The sequence below is a fragment of the Azospirillum thermophilum genome (assembly GCF_003130795.1).
GTDB lineage: Bacteria > Pseudomonadota > Alphaproteobacteria > Azospirillales > Azospirillaceae > Azospirillum > Azospirillum thermophilum.
Map to the genome: position 1 here is coordinate 257,326 of NZ_CP029354.1, position 22,964 is coordinate 280,289.

19 protein-coding genes are annotated in these 22,964 nt (G+C 71.2%); 15 read left to right on the forward strand and 4 right to left on the reverse strand.

What is annotated here, in order from left to right; genetic code table 11:
• Positions 1–11: 11 nt before the first annotated feature.
• The 3 genes from DEW08_RS19470 to DEW08_RS19480 all read right to left on the reverse strand — a co-directional run bounded on the left by DEW08_RS19470 (position 12) and on the right by DEW08_RS19480 (position 2,302).
• Entirely contained in the window at positions 12–653 is a 642-nt protein-coding gene (locus DEW08_RS19470) for a TetR/AcrR family transcriptional regulator (protein ID WP_109330388.1), read from the reverse strand.
• An 87-nt stretch (positions 654–740) separates the two neighbouring features.
• Positions 741–1,577 carry a universal stress protein gene (locus DEW08_RS19475; protein WP_109330390.1) on the reverse strand — a complete coding sequence of 279 codons (837 nt, stop codon included), beginning with the start codon at positions 1,575–1,577 and terminating at the stop codon, positions 741–743.
• Between the two features lie 47 nt (positions 1,578–1,624).
• Positions 1,625–2,302 (reverse strand): TetR/AcrR family transcriptional regulator, encoded by a 678-nt coding sequence (locus tag DEW08_RS19480; protein ID WP_109330392.1) that lies wholly within the window; start codon positions 2,300–2,302, stop codon positions 1,625–1,627.
• 165 nt (positions 2,303–2,467) lie between these two features.
• On the opposite strand from DEW08_RS19480, the gene DEW08_RS19485 reads away from it, so the two are divergent.
• From DEW08_RS19485 to DEW08_RS19495, 3 genes are all read left to right on the forward strand, one after another.
• The gene (locus DEW08_RS19485; protein ID WP_109330394.1) at positions 2,468–3,667 is read left to right on the forward strand and encodes an efflux RND transporter periplasmic adaptor subunit; all 1,200 of its coding nucleotides are present in this window, start codon (positions 2,468–2,470) and stop codon (positions 3,665–3,667) included.
• Positions 3,668–3,683: 16 nt separating this feature from the next.
• The gene (locus DEW08_RS19490; RefSeq protein WP_109330396.1) at positions 3,684–6,827 is read left to right on the forward strand and encodes an efflux RND transporter permease subunit; all 3,144 of its coding nucleotides are present in this window, start codon (positions 3,684–3,686) and stop codon (positions 6,825–6,827) included.
• A gap of 65 nt (positions 6,828–6,892) precedes the next feature.
• The gene (locus tag DEW08_RS19495) at positions 6,893–8,362 is read left to right on the forward strand and encodes an efflux transporter outer membrane subunit (protein WP_109330398.1); all 1,470 of its coding nucleotides are present in this window, start codon (positions 6,893–6,895) and stop codon (positions 8,360–8,362) included.
• 19 nt (positions 8,363–8,381) lie between these two features.
• Here the strand turns inward: DEW08_RS19495 and mbfA are convergent, their stop codons facing one another.
• Complete coding sequence (gene mbfA / locus DEW08_RS19500; protein ID WP_109330400.1) at positions 8,382–9,425, reverse strand: iron exporter MbfA; 1,044 nt, start codon at positions 9,423–9,425, stop codon at positions 8,382–8,384.
• Positions 9,426–9,646: 221 nt separating this feature from the next.
• Here mbfA and DEW08_RS19505 point away from each other — a divergent pair, with 221 nt between their 5' ends.
• The 12 genes from DEW08_RS19505 (at position 9,647) to DEW08_RS19560 (ending at position 22,851) form a co-directional block, all read left to right on the forward strand.
• A complete protein-coding gene (locus DEW08_RS19505; protein ID WP_109330401.1) occupies positions 9,647–10,429 on the forward strand; it encodes a FadR/GntR family transcriptional regulator in 783 nt (260 codons plus the stop codon).
• A gap of 280 nt (positions 10,430–10,709) precedes the next feature.
• The gene (locus tag DEW08_RS19510) at positions 10,710–11,972 is read left to right on the forward strand and encodes a four-carbon acid sugar kinase family protein (RefSeq protein WP_245986780.1); all 1,263 of its coding nucleotides are present in this window, start codon (positions 10,710–10,712) and stop codon (positions 11,970–11,972) included.
• Positions 11,969–13,003: a 4-hydroxythreonine-4-phosphate dehydrogenase PdxA gene (pdxA, locus tag DEW08_RS19515; RefSeq protein WP_109330403.1), complete on the forward strand. Its 1,035-nt coding sequence runs from the start codon at positions 11,969–11,971 to the stop codon at positions 13,001–13,003. The genes DEW08_RS19510 and pdxA overlap by 4 nt, the downstream gene beginning before the upstream one ends.
• A gap of 9 nt (positions 13,004–13,012) precedes the next feature.
• A complete protein-coding gene (locus tag DEW08_RS19520) occupies positions 13,013–14,149 on the forward strand; it encodes an iron-containing alcohol dehydrogenase (protein ID WP_109330405.1) in 1,137 nt (378 codons plus the stop codon).
• 51 nt (positions 14,150–14,200) lie between these two features.
• The gene (locus DEW08_RS19525) at positions 14,201–15,091 is read left to right on the forward strand and encodes a dihydrodipicolinate synthase family protein (RefSeq protein WP_109330407.1); all 891 of its coding nucleotides are present in this window, start codon (positions 14,201–14,203) and stop codon (positions 15,089–15,091) included.
• 77 nt (positions 15,092–15,168) lie between these two features.
• On the forward strand, positions 15,169–16,173 hold the full coding sequence (locus DEW08_RS19530; RefSeq protein ID WP_109330409.1) for a TAXI family TRAP transporter solute-binding subunit: 1,005 nt from the start codon (positions 15,169–15,171) through the stop codon (positions 16,171–16,173).
• A gap of 100 nt (positions 16,174–16,273) precedes the next feature.
• Positions 16,274–18,226 (forward strand): TRAP transporter permease, encoded by a 1,953-nt coding sequence (locus DEW08_RS19535; RefSeq protein WP_109330411.1) that lies wholly within the window; start codon positions 16,274–16,276, stop codon positions 18,224–18,226.
• Between the two features lie 117 nt (positions 18,227–18,343).
• Positions 18,344–19,525, forward strand: a complete 1,182-nt coding sequence (locus DEW08_RS19540; protein ID WP_109330413.1) for a sialidase family protein — start codon at positions 18,344–18,346, stop codon at positions 19,523–19,525.
• Between the two features lie 82 nt (positions 19,526–19,607).
• A complete protein-coding gene (locus DEW08_RS19545; protein ID WP_168220429.1) occupies positions 19,608–20,366 on the forward strand; it encodes a fumarylacetoacetate hydrolase family protein in 759 nt (252 codons plus the stop codon).
• Entirely contained in the window at positions 20,363–21,082 is a 720-nt protein-coding gene (locus DEW08_RS19550) for an SDR family NAD(P)-dependent oxidoreductase (protein ID WP_109330417.1), read from the forward strand. The genes DEW08_RS19545 and DEW08_RS19550 overlap by 4 nt, the downstream gene beginning before the upstream one ends.
• A gap of 114 nt (positions 21,083–21,196) precedes the next feature.
• Positions 21,197–21,772 carry a sigma-70 family RNA polymerase sigma factor gene (locus DEW08_RS19555; RefSeq protein WP_211107279.1) on the forward strand — a complete coding sequence of 192 codons (576 nt, stop codon included), beginning with the start codon at positions 21,197–21,199 and terminating at the stop codon, positions 21,770–21,772.
• 86 nt (positions 21,773–21,858) lie between these two features.
• Positions 21,859–22,851 carry a FecR family protein gene (locus DEW08_RS19560; protein WP_168220430.1) on the forward strand — a complete coding sequence of 331 codons (993 nt, stop codon included), beginning with the start codon at positions 21,859–21,861 and terminating at the stop codon, positions 22,849–22,851.
• The last annotated feature ends 113 nt before the right edge of the window (positions 22,852–22,964 follow it).

Here is a 22,964-nt window from a genome sequence, read left to right on the forward strand (position 1 = left end):
CCGGACGGGCGCTACCTCCGCCCCGCCCCGCGCAGGAACAGCGTCACCGCCTGCCGGACATAGCAGTCGATCTCGTCGACCGGCAGGGACCGTTCGGGCAGGATCAGGCGGCGCATCAGGATGTTGCCGCTGACCATGCCGAGGAAGGCGCGGGCGGCGACCTGCGGGTTGTCGATCCGCAGGGCGCCCGCCTCCGACAGCCGGCGCAGGTAATCGGCCAGCCGCGTCAATGCCGTCTCCGGGCCGATGCGGAAGAAGGATTCGGCGATGTCGGGGATGCGGCTGCCCTCCGACACCAGGATGCGCAGGATGGCGGTGGTCTGGTCGTTCAGCAGGGCCTGGACGAAGCGCAGGGCGAACTTCGTCAGCTCCACCTCGGGGGAGGCGAGGTCGTCGGCCCTCGCGTCTGCCAGACCGGCCAGGATGTCGGCGCTGTTCTCCTCCATCATCGCGCGGAACAGCCCGGCCTTGTCGCCGAAATGCTCGTACAGCGTGGCGCGCGACCCGCCGGCCCGGCCGATGATGTCGCTCAGCGTCGTCTGCTCGAACCCCTTCTCGATGAACAGATGCTCCGCCGCCTCCAGGATCGCCCGCCGGCGCGCCATGCCGCGCGGGCCGATGCTGGCCGGCGCCTTCGGGCTGCTGCTGGTCATGCGTCCCACCCCCCTGCGATCCGGCGCGCAAGCTAATCCAGTTTCCCTTGCGGGGGTAGGGCGTCGATGCGACGCAGGCGGCGCCCCCTATCGGGACAACAGGATGGGAAGCCCGGCGTTCGCCAGGACGGTGCGGGTGGCGCCGCCGAACACGAACTCGCTGATCTTGGAGCGGCCGTAGGCCCCCATCACCAGCATGTCGGCGTCGAGCGCGCGGGCGCGGTCCAGCAGCACGGCGCCGGCGTCGGTTCCCGGACACTGCTCCAGCACCACCTCCACCCCGTTGCGGACGAGATGGCGGGTCATGTCGGCCCCCGGCTCCGCGCCCAGGCTCGCCTGCAGCGTCGCCGCGGGCACGACGACCAGATGGACGGCCTCGGCCGCCACCAGGAAGGGCAGGGCGTTTCCGATGGCGTTGGCGGCTTCCCGGCTGCCGTTCCAGCCCACGACGATCCGCCGCCCGATGCGGTCCGACGGCCAGTCCCGCGGCAGCAGCAGCGACGGCCGGCCGGAGGCGAAGATCACGTCCTCCGACAGGCTCAGCAGCCGGCGCAGCTCCTTCGGGCGGTCGGGCGGCCCGACGATGGCGAGACAGGCATGGCGGGCGTGCAGCATCAGCGCCTCGCCGTCCTCGTTCTCCGACACCCGCCATTCCGCCGGGATGCCGGCGCGCTGGGTGAGGGTCTCGAACACCGTCTTCGCCCATGTCTCGGCATCGCGCACGCTCGCCTGATGCTTGCGCAGCATGGCGCCCACCCCGGCGCCGCGGGCGAAGCCGCTGGCATGGTGGAGGTCGAGCCGCCCGGCGACGAAGGTGGCGGTCAGGTGGGCCTGCCACCGCTCGGCCAGCGCCGTGGCGTAGGAGAGCCGGTTGACCAGCCCCTCTTCCTCTTCGATGAAAACGACGATGTCCTTGGGGGTCACGGGGACGGTCTCCGTCAGGTGGCGGGGGGATCGGGAAGGCGGGGCCGTCAGCCGCTCTGCGGCGCGGCGCCCTGCAGGAACAGGTGGACGGCCGAGCGGACATAGGCCTCGGTGTCGGCACGGGGGATCGCTTCCTCCGGAAGGATCAGGCGGCGCATCAGCAGGTTGCCGGCGATCATGCCGGTGAAGGCCTGGGCGGCGCTCTGCGGCGAGTCGACGGCGATCAGCCCGGCCTCCGCCAGCTCCAGGAAATAGTCGGTGATGCGGCCGTTGGTCTGCTGCGGCCCGATGCGGAAGAAGGACTCCACGATGTCCGGGATCCGGGCGCCTTCGGAGACCAGCGTGCGCAGGATGGCGATGGTCTGCTGCGAGACCAGCGTGTCGGAGATCTGCATGCCGAGCTGGAACAGCCGCTCCTCCGGCCTGTCCGTGCCGTCCGACTCCCTGCGGACCACCATCGTCTCCAGGATCTGGGCGCAGTGCTCCTCCATCATCGTGCGGAACAGCCCCTCCTTGTCGCCGAAATGCTTGTAGAGCGTGGCGCGCGAGCCGCCCGCCCGTTCCAGGATCTCGGTCAGCGAGGTCGCGGCATAGCCCTTCTCGACGAACAGGTCGGCGGCGGCGTCCAGCAGGGCCCGGCAGCGCAGGCGGCCGCGCGGCTGCGCCCCCGGCTCGTGCCGGCCCGTCTCCTGCGGTTCCGCCCCCTCAAGCTCTGACTCGGCCATGTCGGATCCCCCTTGCGGATGTCCCGCATAGACTGTATCGTTTAGTACAGTGTACTGTATGGAACAGTACGAGGCAACGGGGATGTTCGGGGGTTGCCGATCCGGTCCCGCCATGGCCGCGCGGGATGACCAACGCCGCGTCGCGGCGTCCTGATGAGGAAACAGATGTCGAGAGCGAACCCAGTCTTTTCCCTGGCCGTCGCGGCCTCGCTCGCCGTGGCGCTCGCCGCGTGCGACCAGAAGGCCCGGACGTCCGAACCGCCGAAGGCCGGCCCCGCGGAAGTCGGCGTCATCACCATCGAGCCGCAGCGCCTGCCGGTGACGGTGGAGCTGCCCGGCCGCACCGCCGCCTACCGCGTGGCGGAGATCCGCCCGCAGGTCAGCGGCATCGTCCTGAAGCGCATGTTCCAGGAGGGCAGCGACGTCAAGGCGGGCGACCAGCTCTACCAGATCGACCCCGCCACCTACGAGGCGTCGCTGGCCAGCGCCCAGGCCGACATCCAGAAGGCGGAGGCCAACCTGCAGGCCGCCCGCAACAAGGCCTCGCGCTATTCCGACCTCGTGAAGTCCAGCGTGGTCAGCAAGCAGGACTATGACGACGTCATGGCCTCGCTGAAGCAGAACGAGGCGCAGCTCGCCGCCGCCAGGGCGGCCTACAACCTCGCGCGCATCAACCTGGACTACACGCGGGTGTTCGCGCCGATCTCCGGCCGCATCGGCAAGTCCAGCGTGACGGAAGGGGCGCTGGTCACCGCCAACCAGGCGACGGCGCTGGCGACCATCCAGCAGCTCGACCCGATCTACGTCGACGTGACGCAGACCGCCTCGCAGCTCATGCAGCTTCGCGACGACATGGCGAGCGGCCGCATCCGCCCGGCGGAGCCCGGCAAGATTCCGGTCACCCTTTTCCTCAACGCGGCGGAGGCCCCCTACGCCCAGCGCGGCGAGCTGCAGTTCTCCGACGTCACGGTCGATCCGGGCACCAGCTCGGTGCAGCTCCGCGCGGTGTTCCCCAACCCGAAGCTCGACCTGCTGCCCGGCCTGTTCGTCCGCGCCAAGGTGGAGCAGGGCGTGGCGGAGAATGCCATCGCCGTGCCGCAGGCGGCCGTCTCGCGCGGTCCCGACGGCGCCGCCCGCGTCTGGGTGGTCGACGGCGAGAACAAGGTGACGATGCGTCCGATCCGCACCGACCGCGCCGTCGCCAACGCCTGGCTGGTCGCCGACGGGCTCAAGCCCGGCGAACGCATCGTGGTGGAGGGGCTGCAGAAGGTCCGCCAGGGCGCCACGGTGAAGCCGGTGCCGGCGCAGGCCGCCGTCGCGGCCCTCCCCGCCGCCCAGCCTGCCGCCGCCCAGCCTGCGCGCTGATCCGGGAACCCGACCAATGTCAAAATTCTTCATCGACCGGCCGGTCTTCGCCTGGGTCATCGCCATCGTCATCATGATGGCCGGTGCGCTGGCGATCCGCGGCCTCCCCGTCGAGCAGTACCCGAAGATCGCGCCGCCGACGGTGTCCATCTCCGCCAGCTATCCGGGTGCCTCGGCCAAGACGCTGGAGGATACGGTCACCCAGGTCATCGAGCAGAAGATGACCGGGCTCGACCATTTCCGCTACATGTCCTCCAGCAGCGATTCCTCCGGCAACGTCACCATCACCCTGACCTTCGAGCCGGAGGCCAACCCCGACATCGCCCAGGTCCAGGTGCAGAACAAGCTGCAGCTCGCCACTCCCCTGCTTCCGCAGGAGGTGCAGCAGCGCGGCCTGCAGGTGTCCAAGGCCTCCAACGACTTCCTGATGGTGGCGGGCTTCGTCTCGACCGACGGGCGGCTCAGCCAGGGCGACATCGCCGACTACGTCTCCTCCAACCTGCAGGACACCATCAGCCGCGTCGAGGGCGTGGGCGACGTCACGGTGTTCGGGCCGCAGCATGCGATGCGCATCTGGCTCGACCCCGACGCGCTGAACAGCCACAGGCTGACGACCATCGACGTCACCAACGCCATCAAGACGGAGAACGCGCAGGTCTCCGCCGGCCAGCTCGGCGGCGCGCCCGCCGTGCCGGGTCAGCAGATCAACGCCACCATCACCGCCCAGACCCGCCTGCAGACGCCCGAGCAGTTCGGCGCCATCCTGCTGCGCGTCAACCCGGACGGTTCGCAGGTGCGGCTGCGCGACGTGGCGCGCATCGAGATCGGCTCGGAAACCTACGAGATCGCGGCCCGCTACAACGGCCAGCCGGCGGCCGGCCTCGGCATCAAGCTGGCGACCGGCGCCAACGCGCTGAACACCGCCGCCGCCGTCAAGGCGCGCATCGCCGACCTGTCGGGCTTCTTCCCGGCCGGGCTGGAGGTCATCTACCCCTACGACAGCACGCCCTTCGTCGAGGTCTCGATCCACGAGGTGGTGAAGACCCTGATGGAGGCCATCGTGCTGGTCTTCGTCGTGATGTACGTCTTCCTGCAGAATTTCCGGGCGACGCTGATCCCGACGATCGCGGTGCCGGTCGTGCTGCTCGGCACCTTCGGGGTGCTCTCCGCCTTCGGCTTCTCGGTCAACGTGCTGACCATGTTCGGCATGGTGCTGGCGATCGGCCTGCTGGTCGACGACGCCATCGTGGTGGTCGAGAATGTCGAGCGCGTGATGAGCGAGGACGGGCTGCCCCCGCGCGAGGCGACCCGCAAGTCGATGGGGCAGATCACCGGCGCGCTCGTCGGCATCGCCCTGGTGCTGTCGGCGGTGTTCGTGCCGATGGCCTTCTTCGGCGGTTCGGCCGGCGCCATCTACCGGCAGTTCTCGCTGACCATCGTGTCGGCCATGGCGCTGTCGGTACTGGTCGCCCTGGTGCTGACGCCGGCGCTGTGCGCCACCATCCTGAAGCCCGTCGAGAAGGGCCACGGCCATGCGCAGCGCGGCGTCTTCGGCCCGTTCAACCGCGGCTTCGACGGCGGCAGCCGCCTCTACCTGCGCGGCGTGCGCGGGTCCGTCTCCCGCCTCGGCCGCTTCGGCATCGCCTATCTGCTGATCCTCGGCGGGCTCGGCTACCTGTTCCTGCAGATGCCCTCCTCCTTCCTGCCGGAAGAGGACCGCGGTCAGCTCTTCGTCCTGTGGTCCGGGCCGCCCAACGCCAGCATCGAGCGCACCTCCGAGACGGCGAAGGCGGTCACCGCCCATTTCCTGGAGAACGAGAAGGACAGCGTCGAAGGGCTGTTCTCCATCGTCGGCTTCAACTTCGCCGGCCGCGGCCAGAATGCCGGCATGGCCTTCGTCCGCCTGAAGGACTGGAGCGAGCGGCCGGGCGCGGCGCAGAAGCCGGCCGCCATCGCCCGCCGGGCGATGGGTGCGCTGTCGCGGCTGAAGGACGCCGTGGTCTTCGCCTTCATGCCGCCGTCGGTGCCCGGCCTCGGCAACGCGACCGGCTTCGACCTGCAGCTCGTCGACCGCGGCGGGCTGGGGCACGAGCGGCTGATGCAGGCGCGCAACCAGCTCCTCGGCATGGCGGCGCAGAACCCGAAGCTGGTCGGCGTCCGCCCCAACGGGTTGGAGGACACGCCGCAGTTCCGGCTGGAGGTCGACCGCGAGAAGGCGAGCGCGCTCGGCCTGTCGCTCGCCGACATCAACACCACCCTGTCGGCCGCCTGGGGCTCGTCCTACGTCAACGACTTCATCGACCAGGGCCGCGTCAAGAAGGTCTACCTGCAGGCCGACGCGCCCTACCGCATGCAGCCGTCCGACATCGACCGCTGGTACGTCCGCAACGGCAGCGGCCAGATGGTGCCCTTCTCCGCCTTCTCCATGGCGCACTGGACCTACGGCTCGCCGAAGCTGGAGCGCTACAACGGCATCTCCTCCGTCAACATCCAGGGTGCGGCGGCGCCGGGCGTCAGCTCGGGCGAGGCGATGGCGGAGATGGAGGCGATCATGGCGAAGCTGCCGCCCGGCATCGGCTACGAATGGACCGGCCTGTCCTACGAGGAGCGGCTCAGCGGCTCGCAGGCGCCGGCGCTCTACGCCCTGTCGATGATCTTCGTCTTCCTCTGCCTCGCCGCCCTCTATGAAAGCTGGTCGGTGCCGGTGTCGGTCATCCTGGTGGTGCCGCTGGGCGTCATCGGCGCGGTCGTCGCCGCCACGCTGCGCAGCCTGCCGAGCGACGTCTACTTCCAGGTCGGCCTGCTGACCACCATCGGCCTGTCGGCGAAGAACGCCATCCTGATCGTCGAGTTCGCCAAGGCGCTCTACGACGAGGGGATGGACCTGAAGGAGGCGGCGATCGAGGCCTGCCGCCAGCGGCTGCGCCCGATCATCATGACCTCGCTCGCCTTCATCCTCGGCGTGCTGCCGCTGGCGATCAGCAGCGGCGCCGGCTCGGAAAGCCAGAACGCCATCGGCGTCGGCGTGATGGGCGGCATGATCTCGGCCACCGTGCTGGCGATCGTCTTCGTCCCGGTCTTCTTCGTCGCCGTCTACCGCCTGTTCAGCCCGAAACGGATCGGTCACCCCGAGGCGGCACCCCCCGCCGCCGCCGACTGATCCGTGCGGCCCGGTCCGGCAGCCCCCGCGCCGGATCGGGCCGTTCCCCACTCCGGAGCTTCTCCATGACCAAGACCATCGCCGCGGCCGGATTGCTGGCCGCGCTGCTGTCGGGCTGCTCGCTGATCCCCGAACAGCCGCAGGTGACCTCGCCCGTGCCGGCGAGCTGGCCGACCGGCCCCGCCTACGGCGGCGCCTCGCCGGCCGCCGCGTCGCCCGTCTCCGCCGTCCCCGTTTCCGCGACCGTGACGGAGGCGGAGACCGCGGCGGCGCTGGGCCGGGACTTCTTCCGCGCCCCCCAGCTCCGTCGCCTGATCGACCAGGCGCTCGCCAACAACCGCGACCTGCGCGTCGCGGCGCTGAACATCGAGACGGCGCGGGCGCAATACCGCGTCCGGCAGGCGGACCAGCTTCCCTCGCTCGATGCCGGCGGCTCCGTGACGCGCCAGCGCTCGCCCGCCGGCGTCCGCTCCGCCGCCACCACCACCGGCAGCCAGTACAGCGTCCAGGCCAGCCTGCCCTCCTTCGAGATCGACCTGTTCGGCCGGGTCCACAGCCTGGAGCAGCAGGCGCTGGAGCAGTATTTCGCCACGGAGGAGGCGCGCGCCAGCACGCAGATCGCGCTGGTCGCCGAGGTCGCCGACGCCGTCCTGACCCTGCTGGCCGACCAGCGGCTGCTGGCGCTGACCGACCGGACGCTCGCCACCCGTCAGCAGTCGCTCGATCTCGTGCGGCGCAGCCTCGACCGCGGGGTCGGCACCGAGCTCGACCTCGCCCAGGCGCAGGCCGCCTTCGAATCGGCCCGTGCCAGCCGCGAACGCTATGTCCGGCAGGTGGCGCAGGACTGGAACGCGCTCGGCCTGCTGGTCGGCGCCCCGGTGGACGGGAGCGCCGTCGCCGGCCTGACCCTCGACGACGGCATCCTGGCCGACGTGCCGGTCGGGCTGTCCTCCTCGATCCTGCTGAAGCGGCCCGACATCCGTCAGGCGGAGCACCAGTTGAAGGCGGCCAACGCCAACATCGGCGCCGCGCGGGCGGCCTTCTACCCGACCATCACGCTCACCGGCAGCGCCGGCACCGCCAGCAGCGAACTCGGCAAGCTGTTCGCCGGCGGTTCGGCGGCCTGGAGCTTCATGCCCTCCATCTCGCTGCCGATCTTCGACGGCGGCCGCAACGAGGCCAGCCTGGATTCCGCCGTCGCCGGCCGGGACATCGCCGTGGCGCAGTACGAGAAGGCCATCCAGTCCGCCTTCCGCGATGTGGCCGACGCGCTGGCCGCCCGCGGGACGCTCGGCAGGCAGCTCCAGGCCCAGTCGGCGATGGTGGCGGCGACCCAGCGCAGCTACGACCTCGCCCAGGCGCGCTACGACCGGGGCATCGACAGCTTCCTCAACGTGCTGGACGCCCAGCGGTCCCTCTACGGTGCGCAGCAGGATCAGATCAGCCTGGAGCTGTCCCGCCTGTCCAACCGCGTGGTCCTCTACAAGTCGCTCGGCGGCGGCAGCTTCCAGGGGGAGGCGGGCCAGGGGACGTGAGGCCGGGCGTGGCGGCGCCTTACGAACTGCCGATCAGGATCCCCGTGGCGAACACCAGCAGGCCGCCGACCACCACCTGGAAGGCGGCGGCCAGCAGGGGCGTGTCCATGTAGCGGTTGCGGATCCAGGCGATGACGCCCAGCTCGACCAGCACCACCGCCGCGGCGATGGCCGTCGCCGTCCAGAAGTCGGAGATCAGGTAGGGCAGGGCGTGGCCCAGCCCGCCGACCGCGGTCATCAGGCCGCAGACGGAACCGCGCAGCCAGGGGCTTCCCCGCCCGGTCAGCGACCCGTCGTCGGACAGCGCCTCGGCGAATCCCATGCTGATGCCGGCGCCGAGCGCGGCGGCGAGGCCCACCAGGAAGGTCTCCCACGAGTCGCGGGTGGCGAAGGCGGCGGCGAACAGCGGTGCCAGGGTGGAGACGGAGCCGTCCATCAGCCCGGCCAGTCCGGGCTGGATGAACTGCAGGACGAACAGCCGGCGCTCGGCCTCGCCCTCGCTCCTGGCCACCTGCGGGGTCACGTATTTGGCTTCCAGCCGCTCGGCCGTCGCCTCGTGCCGCCGCTCCTCCGCCGCGAGGTCGCCCAGCAGCTGGCGCACCGCCGCGTCGGTGGAGCGCTGGGCGGCCCGGGTGTAGAAGCGCTTGGTCTCCGCCTCCATCAGCTCGGCCTGCGCCCGCACCTTCTCCAGCCCCAGCGGCTGCGTCAGCCAGATCGGCTTGCGTTGGATGAAGCCCTTGACGTCGTGGCGGCGGATCAGCGGGATATGCTCGCCGAAGCGCTTGCGGTACAGCTCGATCAGCCGGTGGCGGTGGCCGCTCTCCTCGGCCGACATGGCGCTGAACATCCGGGCGGTGTCCGGGTAGCTCTCGCGCAGCGCCGTGGCGAACTCGTCATAGATGCGCTCGTCCTCCTCCTCCAGCGAGATGGCGAGCGCCAGCAACTCCCGCTCCGTCAGGTCGGAGAAGTTGAGCGGCCCGCGGCCCCGGCGGGAGGGCGGCGGCCCGTCCGCTCCGCTCCGGTCGCTTCCGGCGGACGGCTTGGGGGCGGCATCATCGGCCATCACGGTCTCCTCGCGTCGGCGTCCCGGCCGACATGCTACACCGCAGCAGGGAAGCGTCCTAGCCGTGTGCTCCCCGGGAAGGGCGTCGGCGGCCGTCCGCCCCGTCCGTCAGGGATGAGATTGTCGGGCCGGCCGGTCCGGAAAAGCTGGCAACCTGTCACTTACATGTTTACAAATATGCGATGGCTTGACGCCGATGACCAGCGGGTGGGAGTAGCACGATGGGAGCAGGGGCAATGAACGCGGTCGGCGGGCATGCAGCAGCCGTCGACGACCGCGAAGAGGCGGCTCTCCTCCGCGGGCGCCAGTCTCCGCTCGTCCAGCGGGTCTACCAGCAGCTGCTGGCCCAGATCAGCGCCGGCGACTTCCAGCCCAACGAGCGGCTGCCGGGCGAGAACGACCTCGCCACCCGCTTCCAGGTCTCCCGCCCGGTGGTGCGCGAGGCGTTGAAGCGCCTGCGCGCCGAGGGGCTGATCTATTCCCGCCAGGGGGCCGGCAGCTTCGTCCGGCTGGCGGTGGAGGAAAGCCGTCCGGTGCTCGGCTATGCCCCGGTGGAGACGATCGCCGACATCCAGCGCTGCTACGAGTTCCGCCTGACCATCGAGCCGGATCAGGCCTATCACGCCGCCCTGCGCTGGAACGACGCGGCGCTGGACAACATCGCGGCGGCGCTGAGCCTGATGGGCGACGCCACCCGCGCCCACCGGCACCGCGAGGACGCCGACTTCGCCTTCCACATCGCCATCGCCGAGGCGACGAACAACCACTATTACCTGTCCTCGATGCAGGCGCTGAAGGATCACATCTCCGTCGGGATGAAGTTCCACGGCGTGTCGCTGATGGGGCCGACCTCCGGCCTGTCGGGGGTGTTCGACGAGCACCGCGGCATCTTCGAAGCCATCCGCGACCGTGACGCCGAGTCGGCCAGCAGCCGGATGCGCCGGCACCTGGAAGGCTCGCGCGACCGCGTGTTCGAAGGGCGCGCCCTCGACCTGTCCCTGTAGCCTCCCGGTCCACGGCTCCCTCGCGCCGCCCCCCGGCGGCCCGCGCCCGGCCATCCCGGCAACTGGCCTGGGTCCCGGGGTGCAGTCTCCCTGGCATGTAAACATGTAATGCCCGGATAATCCCAAAAGCGCGCGATTCCGCGCTGCACAAGATTACAACATATTGACATCTCCGCAGCGCTATGATGAGGTGGGCCATCTTCGGGGGCGGAGGCGATGCCCCGGCTTCGGTCCTTGCGGCCGAAGCGCCGGGACGCCGCCAAGAGATGGGGGAGCGCCCATGGACAGCATGGTTCCGCAGGCCGGTCCGGCAGCAAGCGCCGGCTGCCGGTCCGAGATGCCGGATCAGGGTCCGGCCCGGGGTCCCGCCCCTGATCCGGCCGGCGCGCCGGGCTCCCGCCGCCTGTGCCTGATCGCCGACGACCTGACCGGCGCGCTCGACACCGCGGCGCAGTTCGCCGCCGTCGGCAGCCCGATCCCCGTCCACTGGCGCGCCCCGTCGCAGCCGGTCCCGCCGGCCGGCATCGCGCTCGACAGCGGCACGCGCGAGCTGTCGCGGGAGGAGGCGCGCCGCCGGGTGGCGGGCCTTGCCGCGGCCTTTCCGCGCGAGTCCCGCACGCTCCATTACGCCAAGCTCGACAGCCTGCTGCGCGGCCATGCCGGGGCGGAGATCGCCGCCTGGACGGCGGCCCTGGCGCCCGTCCACTGCATCGTCGCGCCGGCCTTCCCCTATCAGGGCCGCATCACGCGCGGCGGCCTGCAACTCGCCCTGAGGGAGGATGGCCGCGGCTGGACGGCGGCGGCCGGCGACCTGCGCGCCGACCTGGAGGCGGAGGGGCTGCGCGTCTGGCTTTGCACCCCCGGCGCCGCGGTGCCGGCGGGCGTCAGCCTGTGGGATGCCGAGACGGAGGCCGATCTCGACGCCATCGCCGCCGCCGGCCTCGCCTTGGGCGCTCCGGTGCTGTGGTGCGGCAGCAGCGGATTGGCCGGCGCCCTGGCCCGGCAGGCCGGCACCCCCCGCCGGGGCCGCTCGCCGGGCGATCCGGCGCCGGTCCTGCTGCCGCGCCCGATCCTCGGGCTGTTCGGAACCAACCATCCCGCGATGCGGGCCCAGCTCGACTCCTGCGCCTGGGATGTGCTGGCGCTGCCCGACGGCACGGCGGCCAGCGCGGCGGCCCTGGCGCGGCGGCTGGAGCGGCGCGGGCTGGCCCTCGCCACCCTCGCCCTGCCGGACGGGCTGTCCCATGCCGAGGCCGCCCGGCGCATCGAGCGGGAGTTCGGCCGTCTGGTCCGGCAGCTCGATCCGCCCGGCACGCTGCTGGCGGCGGGCGGCGAGACCCTGCGCGGCCTCTGCCTGGCGCTGGAGGCCGACCGGCTGGATCTGGACGGCCACATCTGGCCGGGGGTGCCCTGCTCGATCTTGCGCGGCGGACGGTTCGACGGCGTCCGCGTCATTTCCAAATCGGGCGCGTTCGGCGACCCGGCGCTGCTGTGCCGGCTGCTCGCCCTGGGCGCGCCGCCTCATCAGGGAGACCAAGCATGACACCGCATCTGGCCATCACCATGGGCGACCCGGCCGGCGTCGGGCCGGAGATCATCGTGAAGGCCTGCGCGCGTCTGAAGGACCGGCTGGCCGACGGTTCGCTGCGCCTGCTGGTCATCGGCAGCAACCCTGCCCTCCATGCGGCGCGCGATGCGCTCGGCGCCGACCTCGACATCCCCGAGCTGGCCGACGTCGGAGGCGAATGGCCGGCGCTCGCCTGCCTGCAGGCCGGGCCGGAGGGGGAACCGATCCACCCCGGCGTCCTGTCGGTCGACGGCGGCCGCTTCGCCTATCTGGCGGTGGAGCGCGCGGTCCGGCTGGCGGAGGCCGGCCGCATCCAGGGCATCGTCACCGCGCCCCTGAACAAGGAGGCGATGAACAAGGCCGGCTATCATTACGCCGGCCACACCGACCTGCTGGCCGCGCTGACCGGCGCCCGCGGCTCGGTGATGATGCTGGCGCACGGCAACATGCGGGTCAGCCACGTCACCACCCACATCGCGCTGGAGGACGTGCCGAAGAAGCTGACGCCGGAGCGGCTGCGCTACGTCATCGACCGCACCGACGAGACGCTGTCCGGGCTGGGCCTGCCGCGCCGCCGCATCGCGGTGGCCGCCTTGAACCCCCATGCCGGCGAAGGCGGGCTGTTCGGCCGCCAGGACATCGAGGTGACCGGACCGGTGGTCGCGGCCTGCGTCGCCGACGGGCTGGACGTGGTCGGGCCGGTGCCGGGCGACACCGTCTTCGTGAAGCTGCGCGCCGGCCAGTACGACGCGGTGGTCGCCATGTACCACGACCAGGGACACATCCCGGTCAAGCTGCTGGGCTTCAACGTCAATCCCGAGACCGGCACCTGGGACGCGCTGAGCGGGGTCAACATCACGCTCGGCCTGCCGATCATCCGCACCTCGGTCGACCACGGCACCGCCTTCGACATCGCCGGCAAGGGCATCGCCAACGAACTGAGCCTGATCGAGGCCATCGATTACGCCGAAAAGCTTGCCGCCGCCCGCGTCCGCGCGGCGGCCTGAGGAGCCGACATGACACCGATCGACCTGACGACCCCCATCGAGCTGCTGCGCCCGCCCCGCGTCGTCTTCGGCGCCGGGGCGGCGCCGGAGACCGGCCGCTGGCTGCGCGGGCGCGGCCTGACCCGCGTCCTGGTGGTCGCCGACGCCTTCAACGCCGCGCGGGTGGACCTCCTCGGCCTGGAGGGCGCCGTCACCGTCTTCGCCGACATCAAGCCGGAACCCGACGTCCCCAACCTGGAGGCGCTGCTCGCCGTCGCCGGACGGGTGGAGCCGCAGGCGGTGATCGGCTTCGGCGGCGGCAGCGCCATGGATCTCGCCAAGCTGGCCGCCGTCCTGCCCGGCAGCGGCCAGACCATCCATGAGGTGGTGGGGCCGGAGAAGGTCGCGGACAAGCGCGCCGTCCTGGTCCAGGTGCCGACCACCGCCGGCACCGGCAGCGAGGTCGGCACCCGGGCGCTGGTCACCGATCCGGCGACCATGAGCAAGCTGGCGGTGCAGAGCGTCCACATGCTGGCCGACCTCGCGGTGGTCGATCCCGACCTGACGCTGAGCGTGCCGCCCGCCGTCACCGCCGCCACCGGCGTCGATGCGCTGGCCCATTGCGTGGAGGCCTACACCAACCGCAAGGCCCACCCGCTGATCGATCTCTATGCGCTGGAAGGCATCCGGCTGGTCGGCCGCTTCCTGCCGCGCGCCATCGCCGACGGCAACGACCGCGAGGCGCGGGCCGGCCTGTCGCTGGCCTCCTTCTACGGCGGCATCTGCCTGGGGCCGGTCAACACGGCGGCCGGCCATGCCGTCGCCTATCCGCTGGGCACCCGCCACCACATCCCCCACGGGGCCGCCAACGCGCTGATCTTCCCGCATGTCCTGGCCTTCAACGCGCCGGCCGCGCCGGTGAAGACCGCCGCCGTGCTGGAGGCGCTCGGGCTGCCGCCGGCCACCGAGCCGGCCGCCGTGCTCGACGCCGCCCGCGGCTGGTGCCTGCGGCTCGGCTGCAGGATGCGGCTGTCGGAGTTCGGCGTTCCCGAGACCGACCTGCCGCGCATGGCCGAGGAGGCGCACGCCATCCGCCGGCTGCTCGACAACAACCCGCGCGACCTCAGCCGCGAGGACATCCTGGGCATGTACCGCGCCGCCGCCTGACGGCGCGGCTCCATCCCCCTCTTCACGATCCGTGCAAAGGCACAAAGGCTCATGACCAAGATCAGCGGTCCCTTCGTCGCAATCGTCACGCCCTTCGACGGCGACGAGCAGCTCGATATCGCAGCGCTGCGACGGCAGGTGAAGCGGCAGGCGGGCGCCGGCAACGGCGTGTTCTGCGCGGGCACCAACGGCGAGTTCTACGCCCTGTCCTTCGAGGAGAAGCTGGCGGTCGCCGAGGCCTGCGTCGAGGCGGCGGACGGCCGCGTGCCGGTCCTTGCCCATATCGGCGAGATCTCCACCCGCCAGACCATCCTGCTGGGCAAGGCGATCCAGGGGCTGGGGGTCAAGGCGGTGTCCGCCATCACCCCCTCCTTCATCGCCTGCTCGCAGGCGGAGCTGACCGCCCATTACCGGCGCGTCGCCGATGCGCTGACCGTGCCGCTCTACCTCTACAACATCCCGGCGCGCACCGGGAACACGCTGGAGCCGCAGACCGCGCGCATCCTGGCCGACCATCCGAACATCATCGGCATCAAGGACAGCGCCGGCTCGCAGGAGAGCCTGGACGCCTTCCTGGCCATCGCGCGCGAGCGTGACGATTTCGACGTGCTGGTCGGGCCGGATTCGCTGGTGCTGCACGGGCTGCGCAACGGTGCCGCCGGCTGCATCTCCGGCCTCGGCAACATCGCCCCGGTCACGCTCAACGGCATCCATGCCGCCTTCGTGGCCGGCGACGCCGCCGCGGCCGACGCGCACCAGACCCGGTTCGGCGCGCTGCGCAAGGAGCTGTACGCGCTGGGCTTCCCGCCGGCGATGGTCAAGCGCGCCCTGTACCGCGCCATCCCGGAGGTCGGGGCGAGCCGGCTGCCGGTCTGCATCTCCGCGGAACTCGACGCGCGCATCGCGGCGATCGCTGCGGACTATGTCGAGCTCCGGGCCTGACGGGGCATCGAAGACATCGCCACAGGTCAATCAAGACACAAAGGGGGGTCACGCCCCCGTTCCAGCGAGGAAAGACCATGAAGAAAGCCACTCTCATCGCCGCGGTCCTGGCCGGAGGGGTCGCCATGACCGCGGCGGGCGTCACGCTCGCGGCCGACACGGTGAAGATCGCCGCGCAGGAGCCGGGCGGAAGCTTCTATTCCTATGGCGCCACCTTCGCCAAGCTGATCGACGACAACAAGGCGGCGGGACTCTCGGCCGAGATCGTTCCGCGCGGCGGCGCCTTCGCCAACCCGAGCTCGGTCGACCGCAATCTGGCGCAGTTCGGCTTCACCACCTCCAACGCCGCCGCCTGGGCGGTGAGCGGGCTGGAGGAGGTGTACAAGGGCCAGAAGGCGCAGAACCTCCGCACCGTGACCGGCGCCATGCAGGCCGCCTACACCATGGTGCTCGCCCGCAAGGCCTATGTGGACTCGACGGGCCTGACCTCGCTCGAAGCGATGCTGAAGTCGCCGAAGCCGCCGCGCATCGGCCTCAAGCCGACCGGCAGCCAGGTGCCGATCATCGCCGACCTGATGTTCCAGTCGGCGGCCGGCGTCACCCTCGCCGAGCTGCGGTCGAAGGGGATCGTGACGCAGGCGGCGCCGGGGCAGTTGACGGGCATGCTGTCCGACAGCCGTCTCGACGTCTACATCGAGAATGCGCCCGCCGGAACGGCGACCGTGACCGAGATGACGCTGACCAACGAGATGGTCTTCATCCCGATCTCGGACAAAATCCTGTCCGATCTCGCCAAGGCCGGCCTGCCCACCGGGCCGATGCCGAAGGGCACCTTCCGCGGCCAGGACAGCGACTATCCGAACCCGATCAGCGCCACCATCCTGATCACCAACAAGGACGTTCCGGAAAAGACGGTCTACAACGTCCTCAAGACGCTGGTCGACAACAAGGCGACCATCGGCGAGCAGCACGCCGCCTTGAAGGCCTGGGACCCGGCCGCCGGCTGCCAGCCGGAGAACGCGGTGCTGCCGCTGCATCCCGGCGCCGAGAAGCTGTGCAAGGAGCTCGGCTACCTCAAATAGGGGCCCATCCCCGGGGGCGCCGGACCGCGAATAGCCGGCTCCCCGCCCCGTCGAGGACGGAGCCGTCGCGATCAAGCCTTCTCGCACCGTGAGCCCCACGATGACCACATACGACAAATTCCACCGCCTGATCCTGGCCGTGCTGTCCTTGGTCTATTTCGCCTTCCTGGTGAAACAGTTCTACTGGCCGGATCCGCCGATGCTTGCCGCCCCCGTCCATGTCTTCCTGGCGATGGCGGTCACCACGCTGCTGGTTCCCTTCAAGGCTGCCTCGCCGGTGCTGCGTCTTCTCGGCCGCGCGGTCGAGCTGGTGATGATCGTCTCCTGTCTGGCGATCGCCGTGCACTATGTGCTCGACCTCGACCGGATGCAGACGCGGCTGCCCTACATCGACGAGGTCTTCACGGTCGACAAGGTCGTGTTCGTCGTCGGCACGCTGGCGCTGCTCGAGGGCGTGCGCCGCTGCGTCGGCTGGAGCCTGCTCGGCATGATCCTGGCGTTCCTCGCCTACGGCGCCTTCGGGAACCTGGTGCCGGCACCGCTCGGCTTCTCCGGGTTCGACCTCGGCCAGCTCGCCGACATGATGTCGATGAACACCGACGGCCTGTTCGGCGTCACCGCGACGACGTCGATCAACTTCGTGTTCTACTTCATCATGTTCGGCGCGATCTTCGCCTCGACGGGCGGAGGCCAGCTCTTCATCGACATCGCGATGATGGCGGCCGGCCGCATGGTGGGCGGTGCGGCGAAGGCGGCCCTGATCGGCTCGGCGCTGTTCGGCACGATCTCGGGCTCGGCCGTGTCCAACGTCGCCGCGGTCGGCGTGCTGACCATCCCGCTGATGCGCCGCGCCGGCTACACTGCCGAGCAGGCCGCCGCCACCGAGGCGATCGGCTCGACCGGCGGTCAGCTCATGCCGCCGGTGATGGGCATCGCCGCCTTCGTCATGGCCGACATCCTCGGCGTGCCCTACACCCGGATCGCGCTTGCCGGCATCATCCCGGCGCTCGCCTTCTACGGCGCCCTCTTCCTCATCGTCGACCTGCGCGCCCGCAAGTCCGGCGTCGGCACCATCGACTTCGACGCTTCGATGATCGCGCCGCTGATGCCGCGCCTGCATCTGCTGATCGGCCCGCTGCTGATGCTCGGCATGCTGTTCACCGGCTTCTCGGCACCGTTCTCCGCCTTCTACGCCTCGATCGTGGCCCTGCTCGTGCCGCTCCTGCGCAAGGAGACCCGCTACGACCTGCGCCGGCTCTACGAGATCGCGCTCGACGTGCCCAAGCAGATGGCGATGCTGTCCATCCCGCTGTGCACCATCGGCATCATCATGGCGATCGCCACCCAGTCCAACCTGGCCCTGAAGTTCGTCACCGGGCTGACGGTGCTCGGCGGCGGCAGCCTCTATCTCTCGCTGATCCTCATCGTCATCGGCTGCCTGATCATGGGCATGGGCCTGCCGACCGTGGCCGCCTACATCATCGGATCGGTGATGTTCGTGCCGGCGCTGGTCGACATGGGCGTCGACCGCCTCGCCGCGAACTTCTTCGTCATGTTCTTCTGCGTGCTGTCGATGGTGACGCCGCCGGTGGCGCTCGCCTCCTTCGCGGCGGCCGGGATGGCGAAGGCCAACACGATGAAGACCGGCATGCTGGCGAGCGGGCTCGGTGCGGTCAGCTTCCTCATCCCCTTCGGCTTCGTCAGCGACCCGATCATCCTGTGGAGCGGTCCGATCGGCCCGATCCTGATCGCCGCCTTCGGCATGATGTGCGCCATCGTCGCCTGGGCGATGTTCATCCAGGGCTGGATGAAGCAGAACCTCTCCTGGCCGGAACGGCTGGTCTGCCTGGCGATCTGCGTCGGCATCGTGCTGCTCAAGAGCCTCGATCCGCTGTGGTTCGCGCTGCTCGGTGCCTTCTTCCTGATGATCGGCTGGTGCTTCCTCCTGCGTCCGAAGTTCTTCGACGATGCGCCGAGGATCGTGGCCCCGCCGCCGGCGATGACGGCGGACGAGCTGATGGCCCAGGCCCCTTCCGCCGCGCATGCGGAATGACCTGCCGCGCGGGCGCCGCCAGCCGCGGCGCCCGCCGGCCCGGTCCCAATCCAACGCCCGACCCAACGCCCGAAAAACGGCCCGACATACCGGCCTGACAGAACGGTGGAACCAACGATGACGGACGTCGCCACGCTTGCCGACACGCTGCCGCAGGACGGCGTGCTCCGCCCCAACCCCGTCGCCGCCGGCGCGACCGTGGCCCTCATTCCCTCGCCCTGCGTCCAGAACCACGCGGCCAATCTCCTCGAACTGCCGAACGGCGACATGGCCTGCGTCTGGTTCGGCGGCACGCAGGAGGGCATCCCCGACATCTCCATCTGGTTCTCGCGCCTGCGCCGCGGCGCAGGCGCCTGGAGCCCGGCGGTGAAGCTGTCGGACGACCCGACGCGGTCCGAACAGAACCCGGTGCTCTTCCTCGCCCCCGACGGGCGGCTGTGGCTGCTGTGGACCGCCCAGATCAACGGCCGCCAGGACACCGCCATCGTCCGCCACCGCATCTCCACGGACGGCGGCGAGAGCTGGGGACCGATCGAGACGCTGATCGGAACCCCCGGCACCTTCATCCGCCAGCCGGTCATCGTCGCCGGGGACGGGACGTGGCTGCTGCCGGTGTTCCTCTGCCGCACGGAACCGGGCATCGCCTGGGTGGGCGACGACGACGTCTCCGCCGTCGAGATCAGCCGCGACCAGGGGCGGAGCTGGTCCCGGACCGAGGTTCCGTCGAGCCTCGGCGCGGTGCACATGAACATCGTTCCGCTCGGCGGGGCGGAGATGGTCGCGCTCTACCGTTCGCGCTGGGCCGATCACGTCCGCTGCTCGCGCTCCCGCGACGGGGGCCTCAGCTGGAGCGCGCCGGAGGACACGGCGCTGCCCAACAACAACTCCTCGATCCAGGCGATCCGCCTCGCCGACGGCCGCCTCGCCATGGTCCACAACTGGGCGAGCCGTCTCGACGCCAGGGAGCGCCGCCTGTCGCTCTATGACGAGATCGAGGACGCGGAGGCCGGAAAGGCCAGGGAGACCGCTCCGGGGGACGACCGCCCGACCGCCTTCTGGGGGGCGCCGCGGGCGCCGATGACCCTCTCGGTCTCCGACGACGGCGGCCGCACCTGGCGCCGCGCTCTCGACATCGAGGACGGCGACGGCTTCTGCCTGTCGAACAACTCGCGCGAGGACAAGAACCGCGAGCTGTCCTACCCCTCGATCCGCCAGTCCGCGGACGGCCGGATCCATGTCGCCTACACATGGTTCCGCAAGGCGATCAAGCACGTCTCCTTCGCCCCGGACATCCTCTGACCGCAACGGCGCCCCGTCCCCCGTTCCCGGTCCGCCGGCGCGCGGGGGAGGGGAGGCCACACCCGGAAAGCCGATCCACATCATGCCCGACAGTGCCAAGACCGGGCGTCTCGCCCGCCTCCTCCTCGACGCGCGCGCCGCCGCCGCGCCGCTCGCCGTCCTTCCCGAAGAACTGGCGACCGTCACTGCCGCCGAGGCCGACGCCGTCCAGCTTCTCTGCGCCGACGCGCTCGGCCCGACCGGCGGCTACAAGGTGCTGCAGGTCGCCGACCGCGACGGCAGCTTCGGCTTCATCCCGGCGTCGGCCATCCTCGCCTCGCCGGCGACGATGCCCGCGACCGGAACCCGGCTGAAGATCGAGATCGAGATCGCCTTCCGGATCGGCCGCGACCTGCCGGGCCGTGCCGACGGCGCCCCCTATTCCGCCGAGGAGGTGGGCGCGGCCGTCGCCGGCGCCTTCGCCGCCTTCGAGATCGTGGAATCGCGCCTGCCGCCGACCCCGCCGCCGCTTGCCGCGCGCGCCGACGCGATGAGCAACCGCGGCCTCGTGGTGGGTCCGGAGGTTGCGGACTGGCGTGGGTGCGTGCGCGCGGACGTGGCGGCAACCCTCGCCATCTCCGGCCGCGTCGTGGTGGCGGTGACCGGCGGGCATCCGTCAGGCGATCCCTTCCACTCCGTGCCCTGGCTGGCGAACGCTCTGGTGCGCGCCGGCCGGCCGCTGACCGCCGGACAGGTGGTGACGACGGGCGCCTTCGGCGGCAGCCATCCCATCGCGCCGGGCGACGAGGTCACCGGCGAGATCGCCGGCTTCCCGCCGATCGCCTTCAGGCTCGTGCCGTGACCGGCGCGCGCGATGGCGGGCCGACGCCCCGCACCGCCCTCCTCACCGGCGTCAGCTCCGGGATCGGGGAGGCGATCGGGGCGGCGCTGCTCGACGCCGGCTGGCGGGTGGTCGGTCTCAGCCGCACCCCTCCGGCGACGGCGCACGAGCGGCTCGTCCATTTCCCGGTCGACCTGTCCGACGCCGCGGCTCTCGACGGAACGCTCGACCGGATCCTGACGGCGGCCGGTCCGGTCGAGGCGGTGGTCCATGCCGCCGGCATCCTCAGGGTGGGGCGGATCGGCGAGCAGACGCTTGCCGATGGCGCCGCCATGTGGCGGCTCCATGTCGAGGCGGCGACGCAGCTCGTCGAGCGTCTGGCGCCGCGCCTGCCGGACGGGGGGCGCATCGTCCTGCTCGGCAGCCGGACGGCGGCGGGGGCGGCGGGGCGCGCCCAGTATGCCGCGACCAAGGCGGCGCTGACGGGGCTGGCGCGGTCCTGGGCGATGGAGCTCGCGCCCCGGCGGATCACGGTGAACGTCATCGCGCCCGGCGCCACCGATACGCCGATGCTGCGCGATCCCGGCCGGGCGGCGGTCGCCCCGCGCCTGCCGCCGATGGGCCGCTTCGTCGATCCGGCCGAAATCGCCGCCCTGGCGCTGTTCCTGCTGTCGCCCGGTGCGGCGAGCCTGACGGGACAGCAGATCGTCGTCTGCGGCGGCGCCTCGCTCCTGTGACGGGGGAGGGGCCGCGGCCGGCGCCGGCTGTCTCTCAACAAACGATATTGATAATCAATCGCAGTCTTGCTATCAGCGCCCGGACGGCTCTCCTTCCCAAGGCATTGGACGGACATGGCTTCCGATCGGGCCACCGATATGCGCCGCCTGCTGGTCGACGGCCTCTTCCGGCAGCATAACTCCGGCCTTCTGCGCTTCCTCGTCCGCCGGCTCGGCTGCCGGGACAGGGCGGCCGACGCCGCGCAGGAGGTCTATCTGCGCCTGCTTCGCTTCGCCGGGCCGGGTCCGGTCAGGCACGAGACGTCGTACCTCTACACCGCCGCCGCCAACGTCGCGGCCGACGTGGCCCGCGCCCGCCGGGCCGAGGAGAAGCGGGCCGTAGCCGACCTGCCCGACTGCCTGCCCGATCCGGCCGGCGCCGCCGAGGCTGTGCGGCCGGACGACGCTGCCGCGGCGCGCCAGCGGGTCCGCCTGATGCAGGCGGTCGTCGACGAGCTGCCGCCGCGCTGCCGCGAGGTCTTCCTGCTCAACAAGGTCGACGGGTTGAGCCACGGCGAGATTGCGCAGCGCCTTGGAATTTCCCGCAACATGGTGGAAAAGCACATCATCAAGGCGCTGCTCCATTGCCGGCGGCGGCTGGGCGATGGGCTTGACGGCGGGGCCGGCTGTCCTGCCGGCGACCCTTCATAAGGGGCACTCCCTCCATGGAGGTCAGGGGCGGCGCCTCTGTCCAGGTCACATACGGTAAGGGTCCCAGCGAGCGTCAGGAACAGTCGATGACCTCCCATCACAGAACCGGACCGGATGCGCTCGCCGAAGAGGCCGCAAGGCGCCTCGTGCGCCTGCACTCCGACGCGGTGACGGACGCCGAGCGGCGCGACACCGAGGCGTGGCTGGCGGCCCGCCCGGAGAACCGCAAGGCCTTCGACAGCCTGCGCGCGGTCTGGAGCGCGCTGGACCTCCTGCCCGGATCCGGTGCGGCGGCCGCGGCCGTGCCGCTGCCCGGGCACCGCTTCCCCGGCCGCCGCCTCTCCGGCCGTCTGGCTCCGCCGGCGCTGCTGGCCGCCGGGCTGGCGCTCGCGGCGCTCTTCGGCCCGGCGACGCTCGACCGGTTGCGCAGCGACCACAGCACGGTGGCGGGGGAGCGGCGCACGGTGACGCTCGCCGACGGCTCGCAGGTCCAGCTCAACACCGACAGCGCCATCGCGGTCGATTTCAGCGGCCGGAACCGCCGGGTGACCTTGCGGCGCGGCGAGGCCTTCTTCACCGTGACCCCCGACCGCAGCCGCCCGTTCGAAGTGGTGGCGATGGGGGCCGTCACGCGCGTGGTCGGCACGCGCTTCGCCGTGCGCCGGATGGACGAGGTGACCCGCGTGGCGGTGGAGGAGGGCACGGTCGAGGTCCGCTGCCCCGCCGGCATCGCGACGCCGGAGGACGGCCTCCGCCTGACCGCCGGGGAGGCCGCCCGCTACCGGTCCGACGCCTGCCCGACCCGCGAGGCCGGAGTGAACGTCGCCCGGGCGACGGCATGGCGCGACGGGCGCGTGGTCTTCGACGACCGCAGCCTGCGGGAGGTGGTGGACGAGCTGAACCGCTACCGGCCGGGTCCCATCCTGCTGCTCGCCCCCGATCTTGCGCAGCGCCGGGTTACCGGCGTCTTCGACATCGGCGACCCCGACCGCGCGCTGTCCGCCATCGAGCAGGTGCTCCCCGTCCGCGTCCGCCGCGTCGCCGGCTATCTGGCCATCGTGACCGGGCGGGACGGGTGAGCCGGACGGTCCCCGCGGGGTCTTGCTGAGAATAATTCGCAAAAATCGTCGGGGCCGGCGTCAGGGGTTTCGCACCGCCATCGGTCTTAGGGATCAGGAGGATCCCGGCTTGG

Bases quoted from the DNA above. Each gene is read 5' to 3' on its own strand.
- DEW08_RS19540 (WP_109330413.1), top strand. From the start codon at position 18,344: ATGACGGACGTCGCCACGCTTGCCGACACGCTGCCGCAGGACGGCGTG.
- DEW08_RS19525 (WP_109330407.1), top strand. From the start codon at position 14,201: ATGACCAAGATCAGCGGTCCCTTCGTCGCAATCGTCACGCCCTTCGAC.
- DEW08_RS19545 (WP_168220429.1), top strand. From the start codon at position 19,608: ATGCCCGACAGTGCCAAGACCGGGCGTCTCGCCCGCCTCCTCCTCGAC.
- DEW08_RS19510 (WP_245986780.1), top strand. From the start codon at position 10,710: ATGGACAGCATGGTTCCGCAGGCCGGTCCGGCAGCAAGCGCCGGCTGC.
- DEW08_RS19560 (WP_168220430.1), top strand. From the start codon at position 21,859: ATGACCTCCCATCACAGAACCGGACCGGATGCGCTCGCCGAAGAGGCC.
- DEW08_RS19530 (WP_109330409.1), top strand. From the start codon at position 15,169: ATGAAGAAAGCCACTCTCATCGCCGCGGTCCTGGCCGGAGGGGTCGCC.
- DEW08_RS19495 (WP_109330398.1), top strand. From the start codon at position 6,893: ATGACCAAGACCATCGCCGCGGCCGGATTGCTGGCCGCGCTGCTGTCG.
- DEW08_RS19535 (WP_109330411.1), top strand. From the start codon at position 16,274: ATGACCACATACGACAAATTCCACCGCCTGATCCTGGCCGTGCTGTCC.
- pdxA (WP_109330403.1), top strand. From the start codon at position 11,969: ATGACACCGCATCTGGCCATCACCATGGGCGACCCGGCCGGCGTCGGG.
- DEW08_RS19485 (WP_109330394.1), top strand. From the start codon at position 2,468: ATGTCGAGAGCGAACCCAGTCTTTTCCCTGGCCGTCGCGGCCTCGCTC.
- DEW08_RS19490 (WP_109330396.1), top strand. From the start codon at position 3,684: ATGTCAAAATTCTTCATCGACCGGCCGGTCTTCGCCTGGGTCATCGCC.
- DEW08_RS19480 (WP_109330392.1), bottom strand. From the start codon at position 2,302: ATGGCCGAGTCAGAGCTTGAGGGGGCGGAACCGCAGGAGACGGGCCGG.
- DEW08_RS19520 (WP_109330405.1), top strand. From the start codon at position 13,013: ATGACACCGATCGACCTGACGACCCCCATCGAGCTGCTGCGCCCGCCC.
- DEW08_RS19470 (WP_109330388.1), bottom strand. From the start codon at position 653: ATGACCAGCAGCAGCCCGAAGGCGCCGGCCAGCATCGGCCCGCGCGGC.
- DEW08_RS19555 (WP_211107279.1), top strand. From the start codon at position 21,197: ATGGCTTCCGATCGGGCCACCGATATGCGCCGCCTGCTGGTCGACGGC.
- DEW08_RS19505 (WP_109330401.1), top strand. From the start codon at position 9,647: ATGGGAGCAGGGGCAATGAACGCGGTCGGCGGGCATGCAGCAGCCGTC.
- mbfA (WP_109330400.1), bottom strand. From the start codon at position 9,425: ATGGCCGATGATGCCGCCCCCAAGCCGTCCGCCGGAAGCGACCGGAGC.